The 20,132-nt window shown below is 68.5% G+C and carries 23 protein-coding genes; 8 read left to right on the plus strand and 15 right to left on the minus strand.

Going from position 1 to position 20,132, the window contains the following annotated elements:
* Positions 1-656: 656 nt before the first annotated feature.
* From QSK22_RS28840 to QSK22_RS28895, 12 genes are all read right to left on the minus strand, one after another.
* Positions 657-2,162: a hypothetical protein gene (locus QSK22_RS28840; protein ID WP_285497580.1), complete on the minus strand. Its 1,506-nt coding sequence runs from the start codon at positions 2,160-2,162 to the stop codon at positions 657-659.
* Between the two features lie 2 nt (positions 2,163-2,164).
* The gene (locus QSK22_RS28845; protein ID WP_285497581.1) at positions 2,165-2,599 is read right to left on the minus strand and encodes a hypothetical protein; all 435 of its coding nucleotides are present in this window, start codon (positions 2,597-2,599) and stop codon (positions 2,165-2,167) included.
* A complete protein-coding gene (locus QSK22_RS28850; RefSeq protein WP_285497582.1) occupies positions 2,592-2,978 on the minus strand; it encodes a hypothetical protein in 387 nt (128 codons plus the stop codon). Before QSK22_RS28850 ends, QSK22_RS28845 begins: the two co-directional genes overlap by 8 nt.
* 81 nt (positions 2,979-3,059) lie before the next feature.
* A complete protein-coding gene (locus QSK22_RS28855; protein WP_285497583.1) occupies positions 3,060-3,974 on the minus strand; it encodes a hypothetical protein in 915 nt (304 codons plus the stop codon).
* A gap of 110 nt (positions 3,975-4,084) precedes the next feature.
* On the minus strand, positions 4,085-4,504 hold the full coding sequence (locus QSK22_RS28860; protein ID WP_285497584.1) for a DUF4913 domain-containing protein: 420 nt from the start codon (positions 4,502-4,504) through the stop codon (positions 4,085-4,087).
* 65 nt (positions 4,505-4,569) lie between these two features.
* Positions 4,570-6,384, minus strand: a complete 1,815-nt coding sequence (locus tag QSK22_RS28865; RefSeq protein ID WP_285497586.1) for a type IV secretory system conjugative DNA transfer family protein — start codon at positions 6,382-6,384, stop codon at positions 4,570-4,572.
* Positions 6,381-7,799 carry a putative type IV secretion/conjugal transfer ATPase gene (locus QSK22_RS28870; RefSeq protein WP_285497587.1) on the minus strand — a complete coding sequence of 473 codons (1,419 nt, stop codon included), beginning with the start codon at positions 7,797-7,799 and terminating at the stop codon, positions 6,381-6,383. The genes QSK22_RS28865 and QSK22_RS28870 overlap by 4 nt, the downstream gene beginning before the upstream one ends.
* A gap of 64 nt (positions 7,800-7,863) precedes the next feature.
* Positions 7,864-9,339: an SCO6880 family protein gene (locus QSK22_RS28875; protein ID WP_285497588.1), complete on the minus strand. Its 1,476-nt coding sequence runs from the start codon at positions 9,337-9,339 to the stop codon at positions 7,864-7,866.
* Positions 9,329-10,720, minus strand: coding sequence for a hypothetical protein (locus tag QSK22_RS28880; RefSeq protein ID WP_285497589.1), 1,392 nt, complete (start codon positions 10,718-10,720; stop codon positions 9,329-9,331). Before QSK22_RS28880 ends, QSK22_RS28875 begins: the two co-directional genes overlap by 11 nt.
* A gap of 2 nt (positions 10,721-10,722) precedes the next feature.
* Positions 10,723-11,469, minus strand: a complete 747-nt coding sequence (locus QSK22_RS28885; RefSeq protein ID WP_285497590.1) for a DUF8175 domain-containg protein — start codon at positions 11,467-11,469, stop codon at positions 10,723-10,725.
* Positions 11,466-11,801 (minus strand): hypothetical protein, encoded by a 336-nt coding sequence (locus QSK22_RS28890; protein WP_285497591.1) that lies wholly within the window; start codon positions 11,799-11,801, stop codon positions 11,466-11,468. Before QSK22_RS28890 ends, QSK22_RS28885 begins: the two co-directional genes overlap by 4 nt.
* A gap of 9 nt (positions 11,802-11,810) precedes the next feature.
* On the minus strand, positions 11,811-12,254 hold the full coding sequence (locus QSK22_RS28895; RefSeq protein ID WP_285497592.1) for a hypothetical protein: 444 nt from the start codon (positions 12,252-12,254) through the stop codon (positions 11,811-11,813).
* Positions 12,255-12,480: 226 nt separating this feature from the next.
* On the opposite strand from QSK22_RS28895, the gene QSK22_RS28900 reads away from it, so the two are divergent.
* The 4 genes from QSK22_RS28900 (at position 12,481) to QSK22_RS28915 (ending at position 15,748) form a co-directional block, all read left to right on the plus strand.
* The gene (locus tag QSK22_RS28900; RefSeq protein WP_285497593.1) at positions 12,481-12,804 is read left to right on the plus strand and encodes a helix-turn-helix domain-containing protein; all 324 of its coding nucleotides are present in this window, start codon (positions 12,481-12,483) and stop codon (positions 12,802-12,804) included.
* A gap of 27 nt (positions 12,805-12,831) precedes the next feature.
* Positions 12,832-13,833 carry a C40 family peptidase gene (locus tag QSK22_RS28905; protein ID WP_285497594.1) on the plus strand — a complete coding sequence of 334 codons (1,002 nt, stop codon included), beginning with the start codon at positions 12,832-12,834 and terminating at the stop codon, positions 13,831-13,833.
* A 273-nt stretch (positions 13,834-14,106) separates the two neighbouring features.
* The gene (locus QSK22_RS28910; RefSeq protein WP_285497595.1) at positions 14,107-14,304 is read left to right on the plus strand and encodes a helix-turn-helix domain-containing protein; all 198 of its coding nucleotides are present in this window, start codon (positions 14,107-14,109) and stop codon (positions 14,302-14,304) included.
* Between the two features lie 226 nt (positions 14,305-14,530).
* Entirely contained in the window at positions 14,531-15,748 is a 1,218-nt protein-coding gene (locus QSK22_RS28915) for a site-specific integrase (RefSeq protein WP_285497596.1), read from the plus strand.
* 264 nt (positions 15,749-16,012) lie between these two features.
* Here QSK22_RS28915 and QSK22_RS28920 read toward each other — a convergent pair whose 3' ends face one another.
* The 3 genes from QSK22_RS28920 to QSK22_RS28930 all read right to left on the minus strand — a co-directional run bounded on the left by QSK22_RS28920 (position 16,013) and on the right by QSK22_RS28930 (position 18,298).
* Positions 16,013-16,576, minus strand: coding sequence for a cysteine hydrolase family protein (locus tag QSK22_RS28920; protein WP_285497597.1), 564 nt, complete (start codon positions 16,574-16,576; stop codon positions 16,013-16,015).
* A 9-nt stretch (positions 16,577-16,585) separates the two neighbouring features.
* A complete protein-coding gene (locus QSK22_RS28925) occupies positions 16,586-17,800 on the minus strand; it encodes a helix-turn-helix domain-containing protein (RefSeq protein ID WP_285497598.1) in 1,215 nt (404 codons plus the stop codon).
* Between the two features lie 123 nt (positions 17,801-17,923).
* Complete coding sequence (locus tag QSK22_RS28930) at positions 17,924-18,298, minus strand: GntR family transcriptional regulator (RefSeq protein ID WP_285497599.1); 375 nt, start codon at positions 18,296-18,298, stop codon at positions 17,924-17,926.
* Positions 18,299-18,456: 158 nt separating this feature from the next.
* Here QSK22_RS28930 and QSK22_RS28935 point away from each other — a divergent pair, with 158 nt between their 5' ends.
* The 4 genes from QSK22_RS28935 to QSK22_RS28950 all read left to right on the plus strand — a co-directional run bounded on the left by QSK22_RS28935 (position 18,457) and on the right by QSK22_RS28950 (position 20,132).
* Positions 18,457-18,672, plus strand: coding sequence for a WhiB family transcriptional regulator (locus tag QSK22_RS28935; RefSeq protein ID WP_285497601.1), 216 nt, complete (start codon positions 18,457-18,459; stop codon positions 18,670-18,672).
* 3 nt (positions 18,673-18,675) lie between these two features.
* The gene (locus QSK22_RS28940; RefSeq protein ID WP_285497602.1) at positions 18,676-19,602 is read left to right on the plus strand and encodes a DUF4097 family beta strand repeat-containing protein; all 927 of its coding nucleotides are present in this window, start codon (positions 18,676-18,678) and stop codon (positions 19,600-19,602) included.
* 96 nt (positions 19,603-19,698) lie between these two features.
* Entirely contained in the window at positions 19,699-19,872 is a 174-nt protein-coding gene (locus tag QSK22_RS28945; protein WP_285497603.1) for a hypothetical protein, read from the plus strand.
* Positions 19,873-19,997: 125 nt separating this feature from the next.
* On the plus strand, positions 19,998-20,132 hold the full coding sequence (locus tag QSK22_RS28950; RefSeq protein WP_285497604.1) for a hypothetical protein: 135 nt from the start codon (positions 19,998-20,000) through the stop codon (positions 20,130-20,132).

A 20,132-nucleotide genomic window follows, 5' to 3' on the forward strand; every position in this document is an offset into this window, starting at 1 on the left:
GCCATCGCGTCCTCTCCTTCGATCTTGGTTTTCGGCTTCTCGAAGGATCACGCGATGGCCGTCTCATTTCACGACGCCACGCCCTCTGACCTGCATCAACTCGTACACCACCTCCGTGGACGCAACCTTCCCGTGACGCTGCCCGGTGCAGTCGGCTGGTCGTGGGCCGAGTACGGTCGCTGCGCCTGCCGCTCGCGTTTCTTGTGGGGGCTGCGGCTGCATCTGCTATGCGCCCCGGGCGGGTTGCCGGTCGCCTTCGCACGGGCAGGCCCGAGACTGCTGGAGATGCCGGACACAGATCCGGACCTGGTCGCCCGCTACTTGGGCACGGACGCTCATCGGCGACCGTCACTACTACGACCGTATGTTCGCGCACTTCTCACCACCGATGGGCGGCCTGCTCCTGCTGCGGACCGCCCTCCGAGGGCGGGCCGCACCTGCCCACCTGTTCAAGCCGCTGGTGATAGACCATCGCGTCGGTCAACCAGCCCCTCAGAGCCACTCGATTTGGCACGTTTGCGACGGATGCATCCTGGCCGGTGCTCACGGTCCAGGTGTCGGCATCGACCGCTGTGATCGGCACAACGACCACACCGGTCAACAGGTCATACGATCACTCGTCGCATGGTCGTTGATCGCGGCTAAAGCCCTCGCAGTCACGTCTTGGGGATCGATCGGCGGGGGCTGGGGCGGGGTTGGCGGGAATTGCTTTTGCTTGTTGTGGCTACTGACAGATTGCTGTTGGCGGGGGTTGGGAAGTCGGCTGCGGCGGCTGAGTATTGGTTTGCTTCGCTCAGTCGGGTCGCTTGGCGGATGAGCAGTGCCACTTCGTCAGCACCCTCGTAGGTGGTCGGGGCGATGGCTTGGACGGCTCGGCCGAGCGTGGTGATCGCTGTCAGGCCGCTGGACGTCGCGGTCTCGTAGTACGAGAGCAGGCGGCGTGCTGCCGTTGTCGCGGATGAATCCCATCGGTTGGCGGTGGGCTTGCGTTGCCGCTCCAGTTTTCCCAGTACTGCGGCGTCGTTGATCGCGGCGCCGGGGTGTCTGGCGATGGCGTTGCAGCCCTCGATCGCCAGTAGTGCTGCTGTTCCTATACGTGCTGCCTGCAGGGCGTTCGGGGCGACTTCCTCGGGGGGCTTGACGCGGTAGGAGGACCGCGGTCCTGGAGTCCAGGCCGGATCGGTGTGGATCAGTCGTCCGAGGCGCACGATCAGGTCGCTGGCGTCGGTTGCCTGTTCGCTGTTCGGGTGGCCGCAGTGATCCAGTCTCTTGTCCCAGTTGCGTACAACTACTCGCCATCTGCGGCTGGTGTGGTCCAGTGATTTTGCCGCGTTCTGCAGGAGGAGGGTGATGTCTTCTCTTCTGTGTTCTTTTGTGCCTAGGAGAAGTTGGTTGATTATTTTGGCGTTGATGTCGCATGTGATGGCGGCGGCTCGGGCGAGGTAACGCCATGTGGCGACGGACGGCGGGTGTACGGGAAAGTCGAGGCGTTGGATGGTGGTGCGTATGCCGACGAGTGATTGAACCGTATCCTCGCCCAGTGTCGGAGGGAGTCGGTTTGGTTTGAGGCGGAGCGGCACGGCTGAGATAGGAGCTGGTGCCTCTTCTTTGCCGTGGACGCGGGAGAGGTCGGCGGCTTTCAGGAGTAGTTCTCTGGCGTGGTTGGACGGCGACGGGGCATGCCCGGCGAGGTTCCCTGCGGTGGCGATGTGTTCGGTGAGCTGGTGCAGCAGCGAGCGGGCGGTGTCGCTTTCTGCGATGATGGCTGCGCTTTCTGAGGCCGTTCGTGCCGGGGCCTGGAAGTGGGACCATAGCACGTCCAGGCCGCAGCCGAGTGCGATGGATGCGGAGCGGATCTTCTCGGCCAGGGGAGAATCGGGGATCTCGCTGGTGGCGGGAGGGCCGAGGAGCCGTTCTGCTTGTTTGATGAGGTCGCTTGCACGCCGGGCGGCGTCCCGGACGCCGGTGTCGTGGCTTTCCGGGGCGCCGAAGCCGGTGGCGATCTGGTCCTGGTAGCGGTGAAGGACGTGTGACAGCCGGGCGAGCTCCGCGGTGAAGCCTGAAATTTGCGGTTTCTGGGCAATGTGCGGATCACACAGTTCTTTCTGCAGGTCGGACAGGTACTCGCTGGCGAGTGAGGTGAGTTCACCGAAGGTGGCCATGGCTACCGCAGGGCTTCTCGGAGTCGTCCGGCGTGCAGGGCGGCTTGCAGGCAGGCCGTCTTGTCGTCCGGGTCGGTGGCCAGTTCGGCGGCGCGGACCAGGTGCTGTGTGGCTCTCCTGGCCAGTTCGAAGAGCGCGTCGACGGTCGCGTCGGTGTCCGAGTGGGTGGGTGGGGGCGCCGTCTTCAGGCTGGGGGCTTGCTTGAGGGCTCGGTGGGCTTGGATGGCTTCGCCTTCGGCCATGCCCCAGGCGATGAAGCCGTCAGGTTCGTGGGCGGCGAGGGAGGTGATGACCCGTTCGGCGTGGGCCAGGTCGTTGAGCGCGGTGTGGAGGATTTCGCTGAGCCAATTGCGGCGGACGTCTTCGTGACCGTGTTCGTGCGTCATGGGCAGGTTCTCCATCGGGTGGGTGATCTTGTCGCGGGTTGGTTCATCCAAGGGCCGTGTGGACGTGGCCGAGGTGGTGGGTCGCCTTCAGGCAGGCGACTCGGTCGGCGGGATCGGTCGACTTGGAGGCGACGGTGAGCAGTGCTTGCGCGACGACCATTACGAGGGTCGCTGTCGATCCGGCGAGTGCTTCGGTGTCGGCTTCCGTAGTGGGGTGTTGGGGCCATCCGAGACAGGGTGCTGTGGTCAGTGCCCGGCGGGCATCCGTGGCTTCGGCGAGTGCGGTGCGGAGCGCATCTCCTCTGGCGTTGGCGAGGAGGGGCACGGTGTGCTCGATGAGTGTGAGGCCGAAGGTGGCGGTGATGGTCAGTGCGGGGATGCTGTCGGCGGCTTTGATGTGCTCGGTGACGTGCTGGAAGCAGCGGTTCACAGGGATTCTCCATGGGGCGGTGCGGGGGTGGCGCGGGCGGTCGTCGCTGTTCGTTGGAGCGGCTGGGACGGCTCGACGGCTCTAGGGAGTGGCCCTGGAGTTCTTCGAGGCGTGAGCGGGGTGAGGTGCCGTCGCTGACCGCCCTGCGGATGGTCGGCCTGCCAGCTGCTGCGTGAGAGGCTCCGGGAAGCCCTGATTGGCGAGCCGCCCCGGCGTGGTCGGCTCGCCGGAGAGCTTGACGCCCTGCGCGGGTTGCCGTTCCTCGCCTGCGGAGAGCTTGACGCCCTGCGCGGGTTGCCGTTCCTCGCCTGCGGAGAGCTGTTTGGCGATCTTTGCGGCGAGTAGGTCGATGACGTTTCTTTCGTCCATGTTGTTCCAGGTCGTCAGTGCGTTGAGGAGGGAGTCGCGGTCTGCGCGGAGGTCGGCTGTCGGCTGGTCGCCTCGGGGGTGGGCCGCATCGATGCGGGTCAGGGTTCGGATGAAGTGGTCCTCGGCCTGCAGCGGATCGGTGATGACGCCTGCGGTGGTGGGCGTGGCGGGGAAGGGCGGTGCGGGCCGCAGGTCTGCGGCGATGACGGGCCGATTGGCGGTCTCGCCGAGGAAGTGCACGTAGTACTGCGTGGGGCCGGTAAGGGGAACGAGTACTCCGGTCACGCTGGCGCGGGTCGGCAGACCGAGGATGATCGCCTCGTCGGCGAGCGGTCCGTCCAGCTCGACGGCGGTCCCGATCGGGAAGACCTTGGCGTCGGGGTGCTCGAGGAGGTAGTCCGCCTCGGCTCGGGCGAGGATGTCGTCGAAGTCCAGACCGCGGCGTTCGGTGTAGTGCATGAGATCGACGAGCAGGTCGCCGATCAGCTCGCGGGCGTGCTCGTCGTCGGTTCGGTGGTCGCGGTGCGCGGTCTCCTCGAAGAGGTCCTGGTAGGCGTCCAGGGTTTCCGCGCCATACTCGGCGAACTCTTCGACACTGGTCATGCGCTCGGCCTGGGCCTCGGGCACGTCCGTGGCGGAAGACGCTGCGAATCGCGATGCGGCTTCGCTGCTTCCTGCGTGGCTCGGGGTTGCTTGCCGCTGGTGTGCGGTGGCGTTCGTGGTCTCTGCGGGCGTGGTCATTGGTCGTTTTCCTGGAGAAGCGCGTGGAGGGCGTCGTCGTCTTCGAGGCCGAACCAGCCGGCGGGCACGGGGACGACCTTGGCTTGGTGCGGGGCGATGTGCTCGTTCTCGGTGCACTGGTAGAAGGGGCCGCGCGGGCCGAGCAGCACGGGGAGCTGGTGGTCGAGGTGGTCGCGGTACCACAGCGCCATGCCGGTCGCCCCCTGCAGGCGCATGGCCTCCCAGGAGAACCACAGTGCGGTGAGCCGGGAGATCGCTTCGCCGTGTCGCCACCATTCGGCGCACCAGCGGAACTCGCCGCCGAGAGTGCGGCGGTAGAGCGGGATGAAGTGTTCGGTCACCCAGCTGGCGACGTCGGGATACAGGGGCTTGGGGTGCTGCTCCTCAGCCGTGCTCGTCGTGTCGATGGTGGACATGGAACCTCCGGGTGTTCGGGCTCGGCATGCGTGACGTCCTTTCTCGTGGGTTCACTGACCGGTGGTTATGAGGTGTGCGGTGGTGTGGTGGGGCCGTCGCGGTTGTAGTGCCGGCGGGCGGCCTCGGTGATCGCGGCGCTGGCGGTCTTGATGGCCTGGTGGATGCGGTCGGCGTGCGGTCCCTGGTACCAGGGGCGCAGGCGGATGAGGGCGGGTTTGGTGCCGGTGGCCAGCAGCAGCGCGGTTCCGGCGGGCAGGGCGCGGATGTCGGCGGCCTCCAGGATGTCCTGGCGGCGCAGGGAGATCTGCTCGCTGGCGCGTCCGTCGCTGTAGGTGATGGACCGGACGGGGACGTCGTGCTGTCCGACGAGGGTGGCCAGGTCGCGGACGAGACGCGGGGAGTCGATGCCGGCGCCGATGAGTTTGCGGGTCGCCGCGCCCCAGAGGGCGGCCATGCCGGGTTCTCCCCAGACGGTGACGCCCTGTTCGTAGCTCTGCAGGATGGTGACGGGGATGATGCCGCGCGACCCCAGGTGCGAGTACAGCTGCGGCAGGTCGGCGATGCGGCAGATGTTGGCGGCTTCGTCGAGGGCGACGACCAGGGGCGGGTCGAGGCGTCCGCCTGCCTGCTCGGCGCGGCGTTCGGCCGCGCGCATCGTGGTGTCGGTCAGCGCGGCGATCAGCGGTGCGGCTGCCGACAGTGATTTGGACAGCAGGTAGAGGGTGTCGCGGGATCCTGCGAAGGCGTCCGGGTCGAAGGCCGGTAGGTCGGGGTTGGGGGTGACCCAGGCGAGGATCTCCTGATCGCGGAGTGCTTTGGCTGCGGTGCGGGCGGTCTGGTAGATGCCGTCGCGGGTCTCGACGGCGCCGTTCTGGGTGCCTTTGAGCGATGAGGCCATCAGGTGGAATCCGGCGGCCTGGAGCAGTTCGATCGGGGTGGGGACGGCGGGTTCGTCCAGCCAGCGGGCGACGTGGTGCAGGGAGCGTCCGGAGGTGGCGGCGGCCAGGAAGAGTCCGCACAGCAGGTCCTGGGCCGCGGGCCCCCACAGATCCTTCTTCTGGCCGTCGTCGACGGTGAGGACGAAGTGTCCGGCGAGGCGGTGGGCGTCCTCGACGGTGGTCAGACCGGCCAGCGGATCCCACCACCAGGTCTGCGGCTGGTAGGTAATGTGCTGCGGGTCGAACAGCCAGATGCGCCCCCCGGTGGCCTCGGCGCGGACCGTCGCGATCGCCGACCACAGGTCGGCCTTGTTGCTGGTGGCGATGACCGGCCCGGGCGCCGACAGGACGTGGGGGATGGACTGGGTGGTCGTCTTCCCCGAACGCGGCGCCATGAACGCCACCACCGTGTCCTCGAAGGAGGCGAACAGGGTCGGGCCGCTGCGGTCGCCGGGGAGCAGGACGTCGCCGAGCACCAGCCCGATCTCCTCGCGCGCCAGCCGCTCCGGTGCGGCCGCGGCCAGCGACCGCCGCAACGCGACCGCCTTGCGCGCGGTTGCTTCGGGTGCAAGGGCCGCAAGGCCGGGGTTGTCGGCAAGCGCCTTGATCGGGTCTCCCGGCTGCGGGAGGCGGGCGGCGACGTGCCGCCAGACCGGCCACACGGCCGCGGCGAGCGCGGCCAGCGCGGTGGTGAGGACGAGCAGAACCAGCCAGGTGGGCGTGCCGGGCCAGGTGAGCGCCGTCTGTCCGTGGAGAACGGCGGCGGCGAAGTCGGCGCCGAAGCTCATCACCGTGCCGCCGGTCAGGAAGGCGGCGATCTTCGCAGCGGCCCATACCGCCCACAGACCGGCGACAGGGGTCCAACATGCGGCCAGCACCAGCCATCCGGCGCCGGCGCCGGTGTGCCAGAGCGATGCCCGCGGCCCGAGTGCGCGCATCATGCGCCCCGGACGGCCTGATCGGTGTCGTACAGCTCGGTTTCGGGGCCGACGAGGGTGAGTTCGACGGGGATGCCGAGGCGCTCCCCGGTCTTGATGAGGTACTTGCCGCGGCCGGGATGGCGGGCGCCGGGCTGCCAGGAGTCGGGCGCCGACCAGGAGGTGACCAGTTGCTGCTCGGGCCCGGTGAGCGGAGTGATCTCGTGGACGCGTGCCAGCTCGCGCGGTGGGAGGCCGGCCAGGACGGTGATGGCCGACCGGTCGGCGAACCCTTTGGCCTTCGCGCGGTCCTCCTCGGTGGCCAGGGCGTCCAGGTCGGACAGCGAGTGGGTGATCATGATGGAGGCCATGCCCTTGGCGCGGTTGAGGCGGGTGAGGGCGTCGGCGTGCTCGACCAGCCCGGGGGCGCCGCGCAGTGCCCGCCACAGCTCGTCCATGACGCCCAGGTAGGAGCGGCGTGCACCGGCGTCCAGCTCGGCGAGGGCGGTGGCGGCGTCGACCATGCCGAAGGCGTAGGCCCAGGTGCACAGCATCGCCGCGGTGAGGAGCTTGTCGCCGGCGGCGCGGACGCGGGAGATGTCGACGCCGACCGCCGGCGCGTCCAGGTCCAGCGGACGCGTGGTGGGCGAGTCGAAGACCCCGGCGAGCGAACCGGAGATGAGCAGGTCGAGGGTGAACACCAGGTCGCGGGTCTGGGCCCGGTAGGCGCCGACGGAATCCGCGCGCGTCGCCGAGCGGAGTTCGTCCGGCCCTTCCTCCAGGATGCGCAGCACGTCGACGACCGTGGGGTCGTGGTCGAGGTGGTCGTCGAGCAGGTCGATCGCGCGGCCGAGCACGACCTCCTCGGCGTTGGTGATCCGCGCCTCGCGCACCAGCGTCGCCAACGCCAGCAGGAGTGACAGCCGCCGGGACCGCACCTCCCAGCGCAGGGACTCGGCATCGGCTCCGCTCGCACGTCGCCGCGCCTGCTCCAATGGCCCGGCGTCCAGGGGGTTGATGCGGTCGACGCCGCGCCCCACGCGGATGACCTGGCCGCCCAGGTACTCCACCAGCCGCGTGTAGTCGGGTTTGGTGTCGCCCAGCACGATCGGCGTGGTGCCTGTCGCGACGGCGCCGGTGACGAGGCGTTTGACGAGCGTGGACTTGCCGGTCCCCGGTTGGCCGAGGATGAACATGCCGGGGTTGGTGACCAGCCCGGCGCGCAGCCAGGCCAGCGGGTCCAGGCAGACGACCTCGCCCCACAGCTGGTGACGCCCGACCGGGGTGCCGGCCGTGGGCGTCCCCGACCCGGCGGTGAAGGGATACAACCCGCACACCTGCGCGGTGGTGGCCTGGAACTCCGGCGCGGCCTCGACGTGGCAGGCGCGGCCGCCGCCGCGGTGGCGCCAGCCCCATGCGGGCGCCAACGCCTCGGCCATGGCCTGGGACTCGGCTGTGCGTGCTGACGTCAACGGGACATGCCTCCGATCGGCGATGTGGTGGTCAGTGGATGTGACGGCGGGACAGGGCGGGCGGGCAGATGCCGCACGGCAGGGTGGTGGCGAACCCGGCGGCCTGGCTGCCCCACAGGCGGCGCAGCCGGATCTTGGACGAGTCGGCGGCGGCCTCGACACCGGCGGCGGCCTGCCGGAGGTGGTCGGGGTCGGTGACCGTGACGGTGACGTACATCGACACCAGGCACACACCGGCGCCCATGGCCTCCTCGACTGCGGCTTGCCGGGCGCGGGCGGCATCCCAGCTGTCGCGCGCGGTCTCGTCCCGACCCGTGCGGCGGCGGAACTGGGCCCGGAAGGCCGCGGCGTTCACTTCCTGCTGCAGCACCCGGCTCGCCGCCGCGGCCGGGAACACCCGGTACTGCAGGCTGACGCGTTTGGGGAACGGGCCGGGTGCCACGAGCCGCGCCAGAACGTCCGACCGCACGTTCTGGCGGGGCGGCTCATGCCAGGCCCAGCTCACCGACAGGCCGCCATCGTGTTCGTAGTGGTCGGTGTGCTCGGTCGCCGAAACGGGGCCCGCGTCGCACCAGCCGAGGATCTCCTCCGAACCGGGCTGGGCCAACAGCCGGTTGACCTCGCCGCGGGCATGCGGGTCGAAGGCCGTGCGGACGGCGCCGGCGATCTCGGCGGCGGTGGCCCGTCCCAGGACCGAGACGCCGCAGCCGCCGAGGCGGGAAGCCAGGCCGTCGAGCGTGCGGCCCAGTTCCGCCACCGCCTCCAAAAGGTCCCTCGGTCGGGACGCCGCCGCCTTGGGATCGAAGGTGATCGAGACGCGCGTGTCCACGTCGGCGGCCGCCATCGGCGCGGCGCGGACCAGTTCGTTCATGATGGTGCGCGCCGGTGCGGGCGCAGTGGGGACGACGGCTCGGCGGACCGCGTCGGCCAGTGTGGAGCCGGGTTCGGGTGCGGTGTCCACGGTGACCGTCACCCACCGGACCGCGGGCATATGCCCCAGCCCGGCCAGCCACCCGCCCCACGCCGCCACCCACGCATCGGCATCCCCTCGGTCGGCCAGCCAGGTGGAGGCCGGGACAACGCGCAGCGTCGCCGTCAGCAGACCGGTACGGCGGTCCCAGACGATCCCGTACCGGCCCCCGTACCCGTCCTCTGCACTCAGCAGCGTCAACGGTGCGAGCACCCCGGGCAGCTGGAAGGCTCGCGGGTGGTCGGTGACGACTCCGGCGCGGTAGCGGGTGTAGCCGCGCAGGACTCCCCATCGCCAGCGCAACCGCGCCCACAGCCAGCGCGCCACCGGCCTGCCTTGGACGCGGACCAGCCCGAGCCCGCCACCGAGCGCCACCGGAGGAAGCAGGTAGATGAAGACGTCGGGAGCGGTCGCGGCGACCAGCACCAGCACCATCGCGACACCCAGCGCGAGGAACGTGGACGCGGTGTCCATGCCGAGCAGACCGATGCCGTGCCGGCGCCGCCAGCCGCCATAGGTGCGGATGTCATGCCCCACCGCCGCCACCTCCCTCACCGACCGCACCGCTGGGCCCACCGGTGTCGTCGCCACCGCTTGCATTGCCCAACCACCGGACGGCGTTCCGCCCGTGGCGGCGTTGGCTGTCGTAGGTCTGGAGAGCGGCGGGGCCCACCGGCTCGCCGTTGCCGCCATCAGTTGGCCCCCACTGGTGGCCGCCGGTTCCCGCGGGCGGCTTGCCGGAATCAGCCGAACCACTGCCGGGCCGACGACTCTCGGAAGGCGCACCCGGATCGTGCCCCTGCTCCGGGAAGGGGATGTGCGACGGCTGGCCGCCGGGTGTCGGCTTCGGCAGCGGAGGCTGAGCGTCTGGGGGACTGGTGTGCTGGGTGTCGAGCTGCCGGCTGAGGTAGTCGGCATGCTCGTTCGCCGAGCCGGGACGCCCGCCGCCCGTCGAGCCGCCGGCCATGCCGTAGGCGCGCAGCGCGCCCAGCGCAGTCGCACCGCCCAGCAACGCTCCCAGGACTCCGCCGCCGCTGGTGGACTCGGTGCCGCCGGTCGTCCAGGTGAAGAACTTCAGCAGCACGGGGAAGGCGACGAGGCTGATCACCATCATCGCGAACCCCATCAGGACGGCGCGCAGATCCTTACCGGTGCCGACGAGGGTGAAGGCGGTCGCATACACCGCGGCGGCGGCCGGCTTGTAGAAGATCAGGGCGAGCATCCACCCGGCGACCCTGCCGAACCACGACCGCGTCGCCGTACTGATCGACCCCGCCGCCGCCAGCGGCAGCAGCCCCGCGAGGATGACCAGCGCGGCTCCGCGGAACAGCAGCAGCAGCGCCTGGACGATGCCGATCAGCAGCGCGATCATGCACAGCACCACAACGAGCGCGGCCGGTGCTCCGCTGGGGAACGTCACGATCGCCGTCATCCGCTTGGCGAAGTCCCCCTGGGAGGACGCGCGCAGCACCCAGCCGCACCACTCGTCGCCCCACCGCAGCAGCAAATTCGGCACCACCGTGCCGATCACGGTGACCGCCGCCAGCACGACCAGGCCGCGGCCTGCGTCGATCAGCGGGATGGCCTTGCGGGTGAGCGCCATCTTCGCCGCGACGGTCAGCAGCGACACCATGGCGACGGCGACCGTCAGCGGCTGCACCAGGGCTTGGAGGAACCCGATCGCGGGCTCGGTCTCCAGGTCCGGCGAGGGCGTCTTCACCCACCAGGAGGCGGTGTTGGAGATCAGCCAGCCGACCGCAGATTGGAACGCCTCGGCCGCCTCGTTCAGCATGTTTCCGCCGATCGCCGCAGGGATGTCGGGCATCGGCGGCCGGAACGGATGGTCGTCGTTGTCCGCGGTCTGCACGCACCGCGGTTCCAGAATCGACGGGCACGGGTCCAACGGAAGCAGCAGCATCGTCAGCCGCCTCCGTTCGGGAAGCGGGTGTAGCCGTCCAGGGAATCGATCGCAGCGGCCGCGCCGCCCCAGCTTCCGCCCGCCGGGGCGACGACACGCCAATCGCCGTCCTGCCACTGAAGCTGGATCCTGGTCACGGCCTTGACGGTCACATCGCTGTCACCAGGACCTGCCGACACCACATCCACACTCGCGGTCTGGGGCGAGAAGCCCTGCCAGCGGAAACCTTCCAGCACCACGTAGGCGCGTCCCAGCGCTGCGCCGTCCGCGGTGCGGCTGCGGTGCTTGGCGTACAGGTCGCGGGCCGAGGCCAGCAGAGCGTCGGTATCGGGGCCGGTGACCTGCTTGCCGATGGTGGGTTCGAACACCTTCGGGCCCCACTGCGCGTTCGCTCGCACCGCGATGTGGACGGCGGCCAGCAACGCCCCGCGCGGAGTCCGAGCAAAGCCCGAGGCGAGACGGTGCTCGGTCCGCCATGGACCGTCAACCGAGTGGGGCAGGAGGACACCGTGGTAGTCCCTCCACACCATCCCTGCCGGTGACACCTGCGGCACGGTCCACGACTGCGCCGTCTCCCGTCCCACAGGGTGATTGCGGCATGGCCCAGCGGGTTTCTGCAGTAGTACCGCGCCGCCCGCACCGATGGCGGTTCCCGCCACGACTCCACTGGCGATGGTCAGCGCCACCAGGGGCCGGCCATCACGCCGGCGGCCGTTCTTGGTCCGCGACGATGTGTTGGCACTGGTCATTTGAAGAAAACTCCGACGATCGGTGCGGCGGTTGCTGCGAGGCTGAGTCCGCCGAGAACCCAGGGGATGCCGGTGGCTCCGTCGGCGGCGAAGGTGGAGCGGTTCTTGCGGCCGATGGCCATCTGACCGGCGCAGATGAACAGCCCGGCGACACCGCAGACCAGCACGCCCCACTTGCCCCAGGCCAGCAGCGTGTCGATCTTCTGTTCCAGCCCCGGCGGCGGAGCAGGGGGCGGATCGGGCACCCTGACACCCCCATCCAGCGGAACCATCCGCTCGAACGCCTGCACTGCAAGGCGGCCGAGTGCGGCTTGCAGATCGAAGAGCAGCATCGGCGCCTCCTACCGGCTGACCGGCGGAGCGCCGAGCAGGCTGCGGAGCTCGTTGATGGCCTGCTTGGCCTTGCCGGGCAGGACGACCTGGCGGGGGTCGTCCACCAGCCGCAACGCCCGCACATACGGGACGCGGACCACGCCACCGACCCGCGGGGCCAGCAGCGCGAACCGGGCGGTGGCGTCCCGGGTTTCGGGGCCGCCGTCGCTGACGATCGCCAGTGCCGCCACGTGCTGGTTCCATGCGCGCAGGGCCGTGATCGCCGCTGTTGCGTGTTTGGCGGCCGCGGCCGTGTTGCGGACGGCCAGCACGATGGGGCGGCCGTTGGCGCAAAGCAGGGGGCGCCCCGGCGCGGGTTTGATCGGATCCATGTCCCAGGCTGCGGGAAGCAGCGCGGCCAGGGTGGATGTCCCGGCGCCGCCGTGCGCGCCGACCACCACAGCGTCCAGCACCCCAGCGTGGTGGGCCGTGACGCCGGCCGCCGCCGTTGGGCGGGGCGATCTGATTGGGCGGAGACTCACCCGCACACCTCCGGAACGTCGCAGTGAGTTGTCGGATAGTCACCGTACGTGGCAGACTTGTGGAGCGCAAGCAACGTCAAACAGCGTTTCCGCTTTCCATTACGCCCAGTGACAGGGCTTCCGCAGCCCCACGACCACCACACGGAAAGGCGACCCCATGACCAGCGACTCAGGAACCGGCGCGATGACCGAGACACCCGGCCGCGACCCCGACGTGCTGACCACCGCCGAACTGGCCGCCAAGCTCGGCCTGTCCGCGCAGACCGTCCGCCGGATGGCCAACGCCGGGCAGATCCCCGCCCTCAAGACCGGCAAGGACTTCCGCTACTCCTGGGAAGCGGTCCGCGAGGTGCTGCGGCAGCCCCACCACGACCCAGGGGACACCGCCCATGACCCAAACGACCCGCCCACCAGGAAAGGCGCCGGGTACCGAGCCCAGCGCCGCGCCCGCACCGGCGCCCGCCGGCACGACACCGGCTGACCCTCGACCGCCCTGGCGGCCCGCACGGTGAAGGCCGCCACCTACGCCGCCGCGTGCGCCGCCGCGGTCGGTCTGCCGCTCCTGTTCGTCCTGCTCGTCGTTCCTTGGGCGGGGCGGTATCCCGCCGCCGGAGCGGGCGCAGGCGTCGTCGGCGCACCCACCGACGAGGCCAAGGCCGATATCCCGCCGGCGTATCTGCGCTGGTATCTCGACGCCGCCCAGACCTGCCCCGGCCTGCCGTGGAGCGTTCTGGCCGCGATCGGCAAGACCGAATCCGACCATGGCCGCTCCACCGCCCTCGGCGTCCGCTCCGGTGAGAACCACGCCGGCGCCGGCGGGCCGATGCAGTTTCTGGCCGCGACCTGGGCGGCCTACGGTGAGGACGGCGACCGCGACGGCCGCAAGGACCGCTACAACCCCGCCGACGCCATCTACGGCGCCGCCCGCCTGTTGTGCGCCCACGGCGCCGGCAAAGGCGGCCGTCACCTGTCCCGGGCCATCTGGCATTACAACCACTCCGACCAGTACGTTCGGACCGTTTTGGCCCGGGCCGCCCGCTACGCCACCCGCACACCCGCGCTCGCCGGCGCCGGCCGTGGCGTTTTGGCCGTTCGTGCTGCTTTGCGGTGGCTGGGCACCCCTTATTCCTGGGGTGGTGGCGGACCGTCAGGCCCCACCTACGGCATCGCCCATGGACGCGGCATCAAGGGCTTCGACTGCTCCGGTCTCGTCCAGTACGCCTGGGCCCAGGCCGGTGTCCGCCTGCCGCGCGTCGCCGCCGATCAGTACCGCGTCGGCCCGCACGTCCCCCGATCCCGATTGCGACCGGGCGACCTTGTGTTCTTCGCCGACAACCCCGTCGGACCCGCCACCATCCACCACGTCGGAATCTACGTCGGCCGCGGCCGCATGATCCACGCCCCGCAGACCGGCGACGTCGTCCGCATCTCCCCCTTCATCGGCAACCCTGCCCGCGAACGCCACTACGCAGGCGCCACCCGCCCAACTCCTCATACACCCGCAACCTGACCGAAAGGCCTGCCTTTGAGTGCAGACAACCACATGCCTTCCGCATGCCCCCTCCGCAGCAACATCAGGCAGCCCTGCCCAGACCATCCCGTCGAACGGCCTGCCGGGAAAAGGAAACCGTCCCGCAAGACCGCAAAAACTCCGCCGTTCGTCGGCAGCGCTGACATCCCCGCGGCAGCCAAGACCAGGAACGACGCACTTCGCGGGCACGGTCAAGTGCTCACGGAACCCGATATCCCTCCGGCGGCCACGGACGGCGGTCCTTGTGGGGCCGTGCTGGGCGGGCATCAAGAAGCGATCATTCGGGCGTACACGGTCGAACAGGTCGCTGACATCCTCCAAGTAGGGCGCGACAAAGTCTTCGAGCTCATCCGGACGGGACAGCTCCGCAGTATCAAGATCGGCAGACTGCGCCGCATCACCGCCGGGCACCTCGCCGACTTCATTGCGTCACTCGAAGAACAGCAGTAACAGCACTTGACCAGGGTATTACGCTACGGATGCATCGCAGTGCCGACCGTGGTCGGCACTGCGATGCATCCAACCCCCGGCTCGGCCCGTCGTCCACGAGCGGCGGCAGACCTCCCCCGGGCAGCCACAGCGGGCGCCCTTCCCCCGAGGTCCATCACGAGCCATGCGATCTGCGATGAGCTCGCGGCGGGATCAACGCATCCAACTCGAGGATCGGAGACCTCCCATGGCGAAAGTCTTGATCGGCAAGTACGAAGGCAGCATCTACCGGGAAGGCGACGGTTTCACCGGAGCGCTCACCCTCGGCTACGGCCCCGACGGAAAGCGCAGACGTCTGAAGCGCAAGGGACGTACCCAGGCACAGGTCAAGGACAAGCTGCGCGAAGCGGTCCGCGACCTGGAGGCCGGTCTCAAAGGGCCGCAGGACTACACCGTTGGCGAAGCGGTCGAGGACTGGCTGGCCAAAGGCCTGCGCGGCCGTGCCCCCGGCACCGTCAGCAACTACCGCGCCCTGGCCGACAGGCATCTGATCACGAGGATCGGCCACATCAAGCTCAGGGAGCTGGGCGCCGACGACGTCGATGCGTGGCTCGACGGGCTCACCGACAAGCTGTCCACGCGCAGCCTTCGGCTCGTCCACGGCATTCTCAAACGCGCGATCCGGCAAGCGCAGGCCCGAGACAGGGTGATGCGGAACGTGGCCGAGCTGACCAGCACACCGAAGGGCCGAGAGGGGCGTCCGAGCAAGGCTCTCACACTGCAGCAGGCCACCGCGGTCCTGGAGAGCGCGAAGGGTTCACGCCTCCACGCTTATGTGGTGCTCAGCCTGCTGACCGGTATCCGCACCGAGGAAGCGCGTGCTCTGCGCTGGGAGCACGTCGTGGCATGGACGGGGGAGAAAGCGGGATGGCGCCCGGTGGGCGAGGTCGGATTCGACCACGAGAAGCTCGCCATCTACATCTGGCGGTCGGTGCGCTCTCACGGCGACACCAAGACCAAGAAATCGCGCCGGACCCTCGAGCTGCCCGCCAAGGCCGCACAGGCCTTGCGAGGACATCACGCCGGCCAGGCCGCGCAGCGCCTCAAAGCCGGACGGGCATGGCAGGACAACGGCCTCGTCTTCTGCTCGCCGACAGGGACGCCTCTGGACGCCGCCAACGTGCGGCGTGCCTTCCGGCTCATCACCAAGAAGGCGGGGATCGGGGAGAAGTGGTCGCCGCGTGAACTGCGTCATTCGTTCGTGTCCATCATGAGCGACGGCGGGTTGTCGATCGAGGAGATCGCCGATCTGTGCGGGCACTCGTCGCCGGCCGTGACCGGTGAGGTCTACCGGCACCAGCTCAAGCCGGTGATCACCAAGGGAGCCGCGGCCGTCAACGCCGTCTTCGGAGGAAGCCCGCCCGAGCCGGAACCGTCGGTCGACGAGGGTGCTCGGTCGGCGTAGATCGGAGAGTGCCGGCTCCCCGTTCGGCTCCCGAAGAGGCCTGACGATCGCAAAAGGGCTCCGGAGTACCCCTCCGAAGCCCCTCTGACCTGCTACTTCTCTGTCGGGACGGCGGGATTTGAACCCACGACCCCTTGACCCCCAGGACGGTGGGGTAGGGGTTTCAGCAGGTCAGAGGCAAGAAGGGGGACAGGGATGGTGTTCGTCCGACCTGGCGACGTTCACCAGCGTGCATCGCGTGTTGTCCCCATGTGGTCCCCAAAATCAAGCGTGCTCGGGTAGCGACTGGCCTTGTCTCAAGAGGTGAGGCGGGAGGTCGGCTGTGGTGATGATCTGCCCCTGGCCGATGAACCGCTGAGTCACGAGCACCCCGGCTCGATGTACGTGCTCACCCGCATGACTTGCAGAGGCGTCTTCGATCAGCCATGGAGTCAAGTCGAGCTCGAAGGCGTCGACGGCCGTCTTGAGCACGCAGCTCTCGGTAGCAATCCCGCAGACGTAAATGTCGGTCCATCCCTTGTCGCGGACGAGGGTGCGGCCTTTTTCGTCCGCGAACAGGCTGTACATGGTCTTATCTATGACGGCAGTCGACTTCTCGGCTAGCTCTGCAAGCTCGGGCACGATGTCGATCTGCGGCGACTCGCGTAGTTCAGTCCACTTTATGAGCCGTTCGAACGGGCTGTTTTCGTAGTTCAAGTAGCGCGTGAATACGACGTCACCTCGCCATCTGTGAACGAGATCGGCGATAATCGGGATGACGTGCTTTGAGGGCTCGCGAATGAAGCCGTTCTGTACATCGACAACTACAAGAACAGCGTTGCTGGTCATGGTGTCCCCTCACTGGTTCATCGTCTCGCGCAGTGCGCTTATGGCATGATCTAGGTGTCCGATGAGGCCGCTCGTGGCGACGATAGCGTCTCGCATGGCGCGGTGTTGCCCCGTCTCTTGCGGGCGTGGATTAAGAAGACGGGATCTGGTGCCTCGCAAGAATTTCCAACCGTGACTATCTGGAACTACGGGATCGTGTCCGCTTTCCACTTGACTGTTGATGTGATCGCAGTAGGTCCATATTGCCTGGCTTGCCAGTTCGCAGCTAACTAGATCATCTTCTGTGAGTGACTGTACGGGGGATATGGGATGGTAGACGACTCCTGACCATGAAGCATATCCGATGGACACTCCGCTGAGTCCGAACGAAGTTAGGCCGCTTCCGTCGTGTCCGGCGGCGAAGATTCTTCGCTCGGCTTCTTCGGCCTGGGCCTGCTCCTGGTCAGCATTGGATGGTTCCCGCTGAAGCAGAATCCTGGGCGTGCACATAATGCGTAGAGCGTTGTCCAAATGCTGGTCCGGCCACTGTGGTTCAGTCACCCAGTAGGCGCCTAGGACATAGGATGCTGTGATGTGTTTTCCGAGGGTGGCCCCGAGGCGGTGAGATGCCCATGCAAGGTTTTCTGCATAGCTTCGGATTCTCCAAAGCGCCAGACTCGCAATGTTCGGCATCGTGATCTCTTCGACGAGGTGGAAAATTGCAACGCCGAAGGGCCAGATGTGCAGAGTGCATATCCCGGAGGAGTGAGCCACTCTCGCCGACTGAGAATCCAACCATAGCCCGCCGGTCGGCTTTGCGCGTTCCCTGTTAGCGAGTTGATCGGCGATGTCGTGGCCGACGTAGGCGGTGATGAACTTGTGGGAACGGGCCTTGAAGCCGTGGAGTTTTTCGGCTGCACCTTGCCTAGATGCCTCCTGGGCGGCATCTGCAGCTACAATTCTCTTCCTGCGCTCTGCCTCTGCTGCTTCCTTTGCGCGCTTCTGTCGCAGCGTTTCGATCTCTTCGTATCCTGCGATTAGTGCACCATCGGCGTTCAATAGATTGTCGCAGCATTGCCAGAACAGGGCTGCGCAACTTTCGCCGTTCTCTGCTCCGGCTATTCGAGCCCGTGAGTATCCGAGTTGTTTGGCAAGCTCCAGTTGGGTGTAACCGGCCGCTTTGCGGAAGGTGCGCAGCCGTAGACCCAACCTCTTACGTGCCTCGTCTATCTCTTCACTGGTCACGGTGCGTCCCGGGGGGCAGGGTGCGCAGGGATGTCAGTGCGTTGTTAGGGAAGTGTCAGACTTGGGTGTTCGGACTTACGAACATCTGGCCTGACGTTCGAGGATCAGGGCCATGCGAGCCACTCAGATGGTCTTCCCGCTGGCCGGGAGCCGATCGAGCAGTTTCTGTAGTTCCGTCTCCGCCTTGTCGATTTCCGACCGGGAGCGACGGAGATGGGCGTGAATCGCCGTGATCTTTTCTCGGACATCGGCCGGCCGTTCACCGGGAGGGAGTACGACGGTCCCGCTCGATGGACGAATGCTGACCAAGCCTTCCCGGGCCAGCATCCGGACGGCGGCAGCTGCGGTGTTGGCGGCTACGCCGTACCGCTCGCGCAGCTCGCGGACTGTGGGGAGCTTCTCTCCGGGCCGATACCCAGGATCCCCGCGGGAGATCTTGGCACGAAGGTCGTCGGCTACCCGCTGGCTGGGCCGGCGCGCGTCATCTCGGTTCGCCACAGCTCACACCCTAACTGACCCGTCTTGAGACAACCGCTTGACGCGGCGCATCGTTGGGCCTACTGTCTCAATACACACGTCGCGTCTTAAGACGCAGAGAGGTGGATCTCGTGTTCCCCGAGCAGACTGCTGGTGCTCAGTGCCGGTTTGACCCGGACTTGCACACCGGTCCGGTCGGTGAGGAGTCGCCGGCCGAGCGTGCGGCCCGTGAGGCGGTGGCCGTGGAGGTGTGCCAGCTGTGCCCGGTGCGTGCCCGGTGCTTGGACTTGGCGATGTGGGTGCGCCCCGAGTACGGGGTGTGGGCCGGGCTGACCGCCGCCGAGCTCGCCGCGCTGGCCGACCTGTCCGAACTCGACATGAAAGAGGTGGCCTAACCCATGACGACCCGCGCCCTGACCGCGTCGCGTCCCGGCCCGGTGGCCCTGTCGGTTGACCTGCCCGCCGGTGACGTGACGGTCATCGCGGACCCGGCCTGCACGGTCGCCGAGGTCGCCGTGACCGCCCACGGTGACGACCCGGCCGTTCACGACGCCGTCCGGGACGCCGTCCTGCGGTGGGATGAGGCGACGAACACGCTGAGCGTGCGTGTTGACTCGCATGTCGGCGGCGGTGTCGCCGTCGTGGGCGGCACGCAAACGGTGATCGGCCACCGTGGGATGACCGTCGTGCAGTCGTTCGGCGACATCCCCGCCGGTGTGACCGTCAACGGAGTCGCGATCACCGGCGACGGCGTCGTCAATCTCGGTGGCCGTGTCGTCATCAACGGAGTCGAAGTCACCGGGCGCGGCGTGATCGTGGCCGGTGGCCGAGTCGAGGTCACCGCGCACGTCCCGGTGGGCACGCGGGTGGCCGCGGTCACGCAGTCGGCGCCGGTGTCGTGTTCGGGGGAGTTCGCCGCGGTCGATTTCACCTCGGCTTCCGGTGGCCTGTCGGCCGGTGGGGTCGGTGCGCTGCGTGCCGAGACCACCTCGGGCGCTGTGTCGGCCGCGGCGGTGGACGGTGCGGCGGTGGTCCGGTCGGTGTCGGGGGAGGTGTACCTGGGCCGCGCCGGCGACGTGCACGCCGCTACCACATCCGGGGATGTGACGGTGACCGCCTTCGCCGGCCGGGCCGACGTGTCCACGGTGTCGGGGGATGTGCGGGTGCGCGCCACCGGGGGCGGAACCGTGCGCGCCCGGTCGGTGTCCGGCGACATCACGGTGATCGCGACCGGTACGGCGCTGGCCGAGGGGCTGGCCGTGACCGCCCGTTCGCAGAGCGGCGATGTGGTCACCCCCGGCCCTCAGCGTGACGCCCTGGCCTGACCGCTGGTGCGTCCTGGCGGCCGGGCCGGGTGTCCGGCCGCCTCACGGACCGGCGAGACGGGCTCACCGGCCCCCTTTGGAAGGAAGGACTCGGAGATGAGCAAGGACAAGTCCGCCAAGACGAGCAGCAGGACCATGGTGGTTCAGGCCCGGGACATCAACGGTGGCGTCAACGACCACTCGGTGACCATCACCGGTGACGGCGCCACGGTCATCAAGGGCGACCACCACGGGACCATCAGCCACACCTTCGGCGGCAAGCGCCGCTGAGCACCCGTACCCGACCGCCCGCTGGGGGCGGCCCCACAGACCCGCATCACTGACCAGGGCACCCCGGGACGCCCATACCACCAAGCACCGGCGTCCCGGGGCCCTACATAAAAGGAGTTTCCATCATGGCGTACCTGCGTCTCCTGCGCCAGGTCCTGCCGGTGGCGGCCGGTGTCTGCCACCTGTGCGGCGGGTCCGGCGAGATCCGCCGCAACGACCCGTGCCGGGTCTGCAACGGCACCGGCAGGTGCGGCCGGTGA

Source organism: Actinomadura sp. NBRC 104425 (assembly GCF_030269545.1).
GTDB classification, from domain to species: Bacteria; Actinomycetota; Actinomycetes; order Streptosporangiales; family Streptosporangiaceae; genus Spirillospora; species Spirillospora keratinilytica.

Bases quoted from the DNA above. Each gene is read 5' to 3' on its own strand.
- QSK22_RS28920 (WP_285497597.1), bottom strand. From the start codon at position 16,576: ATGACCAGCAACGCTGTTCTTGTAGTTGTCGATGTACAGAACGGCTTC.
- QSK22_RS28870 (WP_285497587.1), bottom strand. From the start codon at position 7,799: ATGGCCGAGGCGTTGGCGCCCGCATGGGGCTGGCGCCACCGCGGCGGC.
- QSK22_RS28915 (WP_285497596.1), top strand. From the start codon at position 14,531: ATGGCGAAAGTCTTGATCGGCAAGTACGAAGGCAGCATCTACCGGGAA.
- QSK22_RS28840 (WP_285497580.1), bottom strand. From the start codon at position 2,162: ATGGCCACCTTCGGTGAACTCACCTCACTCGCCAGCGAGTACCTGTCC.
- QSK22_RS28865 (WP_285497586.1), bottom strand. From the start codon at position 6,384: ATGATGCGCGCACTCGGGCCGCGGGCATCGCTCTGGCACACCGGCGCC.
- QSK22_RS28940 (WP_285497602.1), top strand. From the start codon at position 18,676: ATGACGACCCGCGCCCTGACCGCGTCGCGTCCCGGCCCGGTGGCCCTG.
- QSK22_RS28885 (WP_285497590.1), bottom strand. From the start codon at position 11,469: ATGACCAGTGCCAACACATCGTCGCGGACCAAGAACGGCCGCCGGCGT.
- QSK22_RS28900 (WP_285497593.1), top strand. From the start codon at position 12,481: ATGACCAGCGACTCAGGAACCGGCGCGATGACCGAGACACCCGGCCGC.
- QSK22_RS28945 (WP_285497603.1), top strand. From the start codon at position 19,699: ATGAGCAAGGACAAGTCCGCCAAGACGAGCAGCAGGACCATGGTGGTT.
- QSK22_RS28860 (WP_285497584.1), bottom strand. From the start codon at position 4,504: ATGTCCACCATCGACACGACGAGCACGGCTGAGGAGCAGCACCCCAAG.
- QSK22_RS28890 (WP_285497591.1), bottom strand. From the start codon at position 11,801: ATGCTGCTCTTCGATCTGCAAGCCGCACTCGGCCGCCTTGCAGTGCAG.
- QSK22_RS28950 (WP_285497604.1), top strand. From the start codon at position 19,998: ATGGCGTACCTGCGTCTCCTGCGCCAGGTCCTGCCGGTGGCGGCCGGT.
- QSK22_RS28880 (WP_285497589.1), bottom strand. From the start codon at position 10,720: ATGCTGCTGCTTCCGTTGGACCCGTGCCCGTCGATTCTGGAACCGCGG.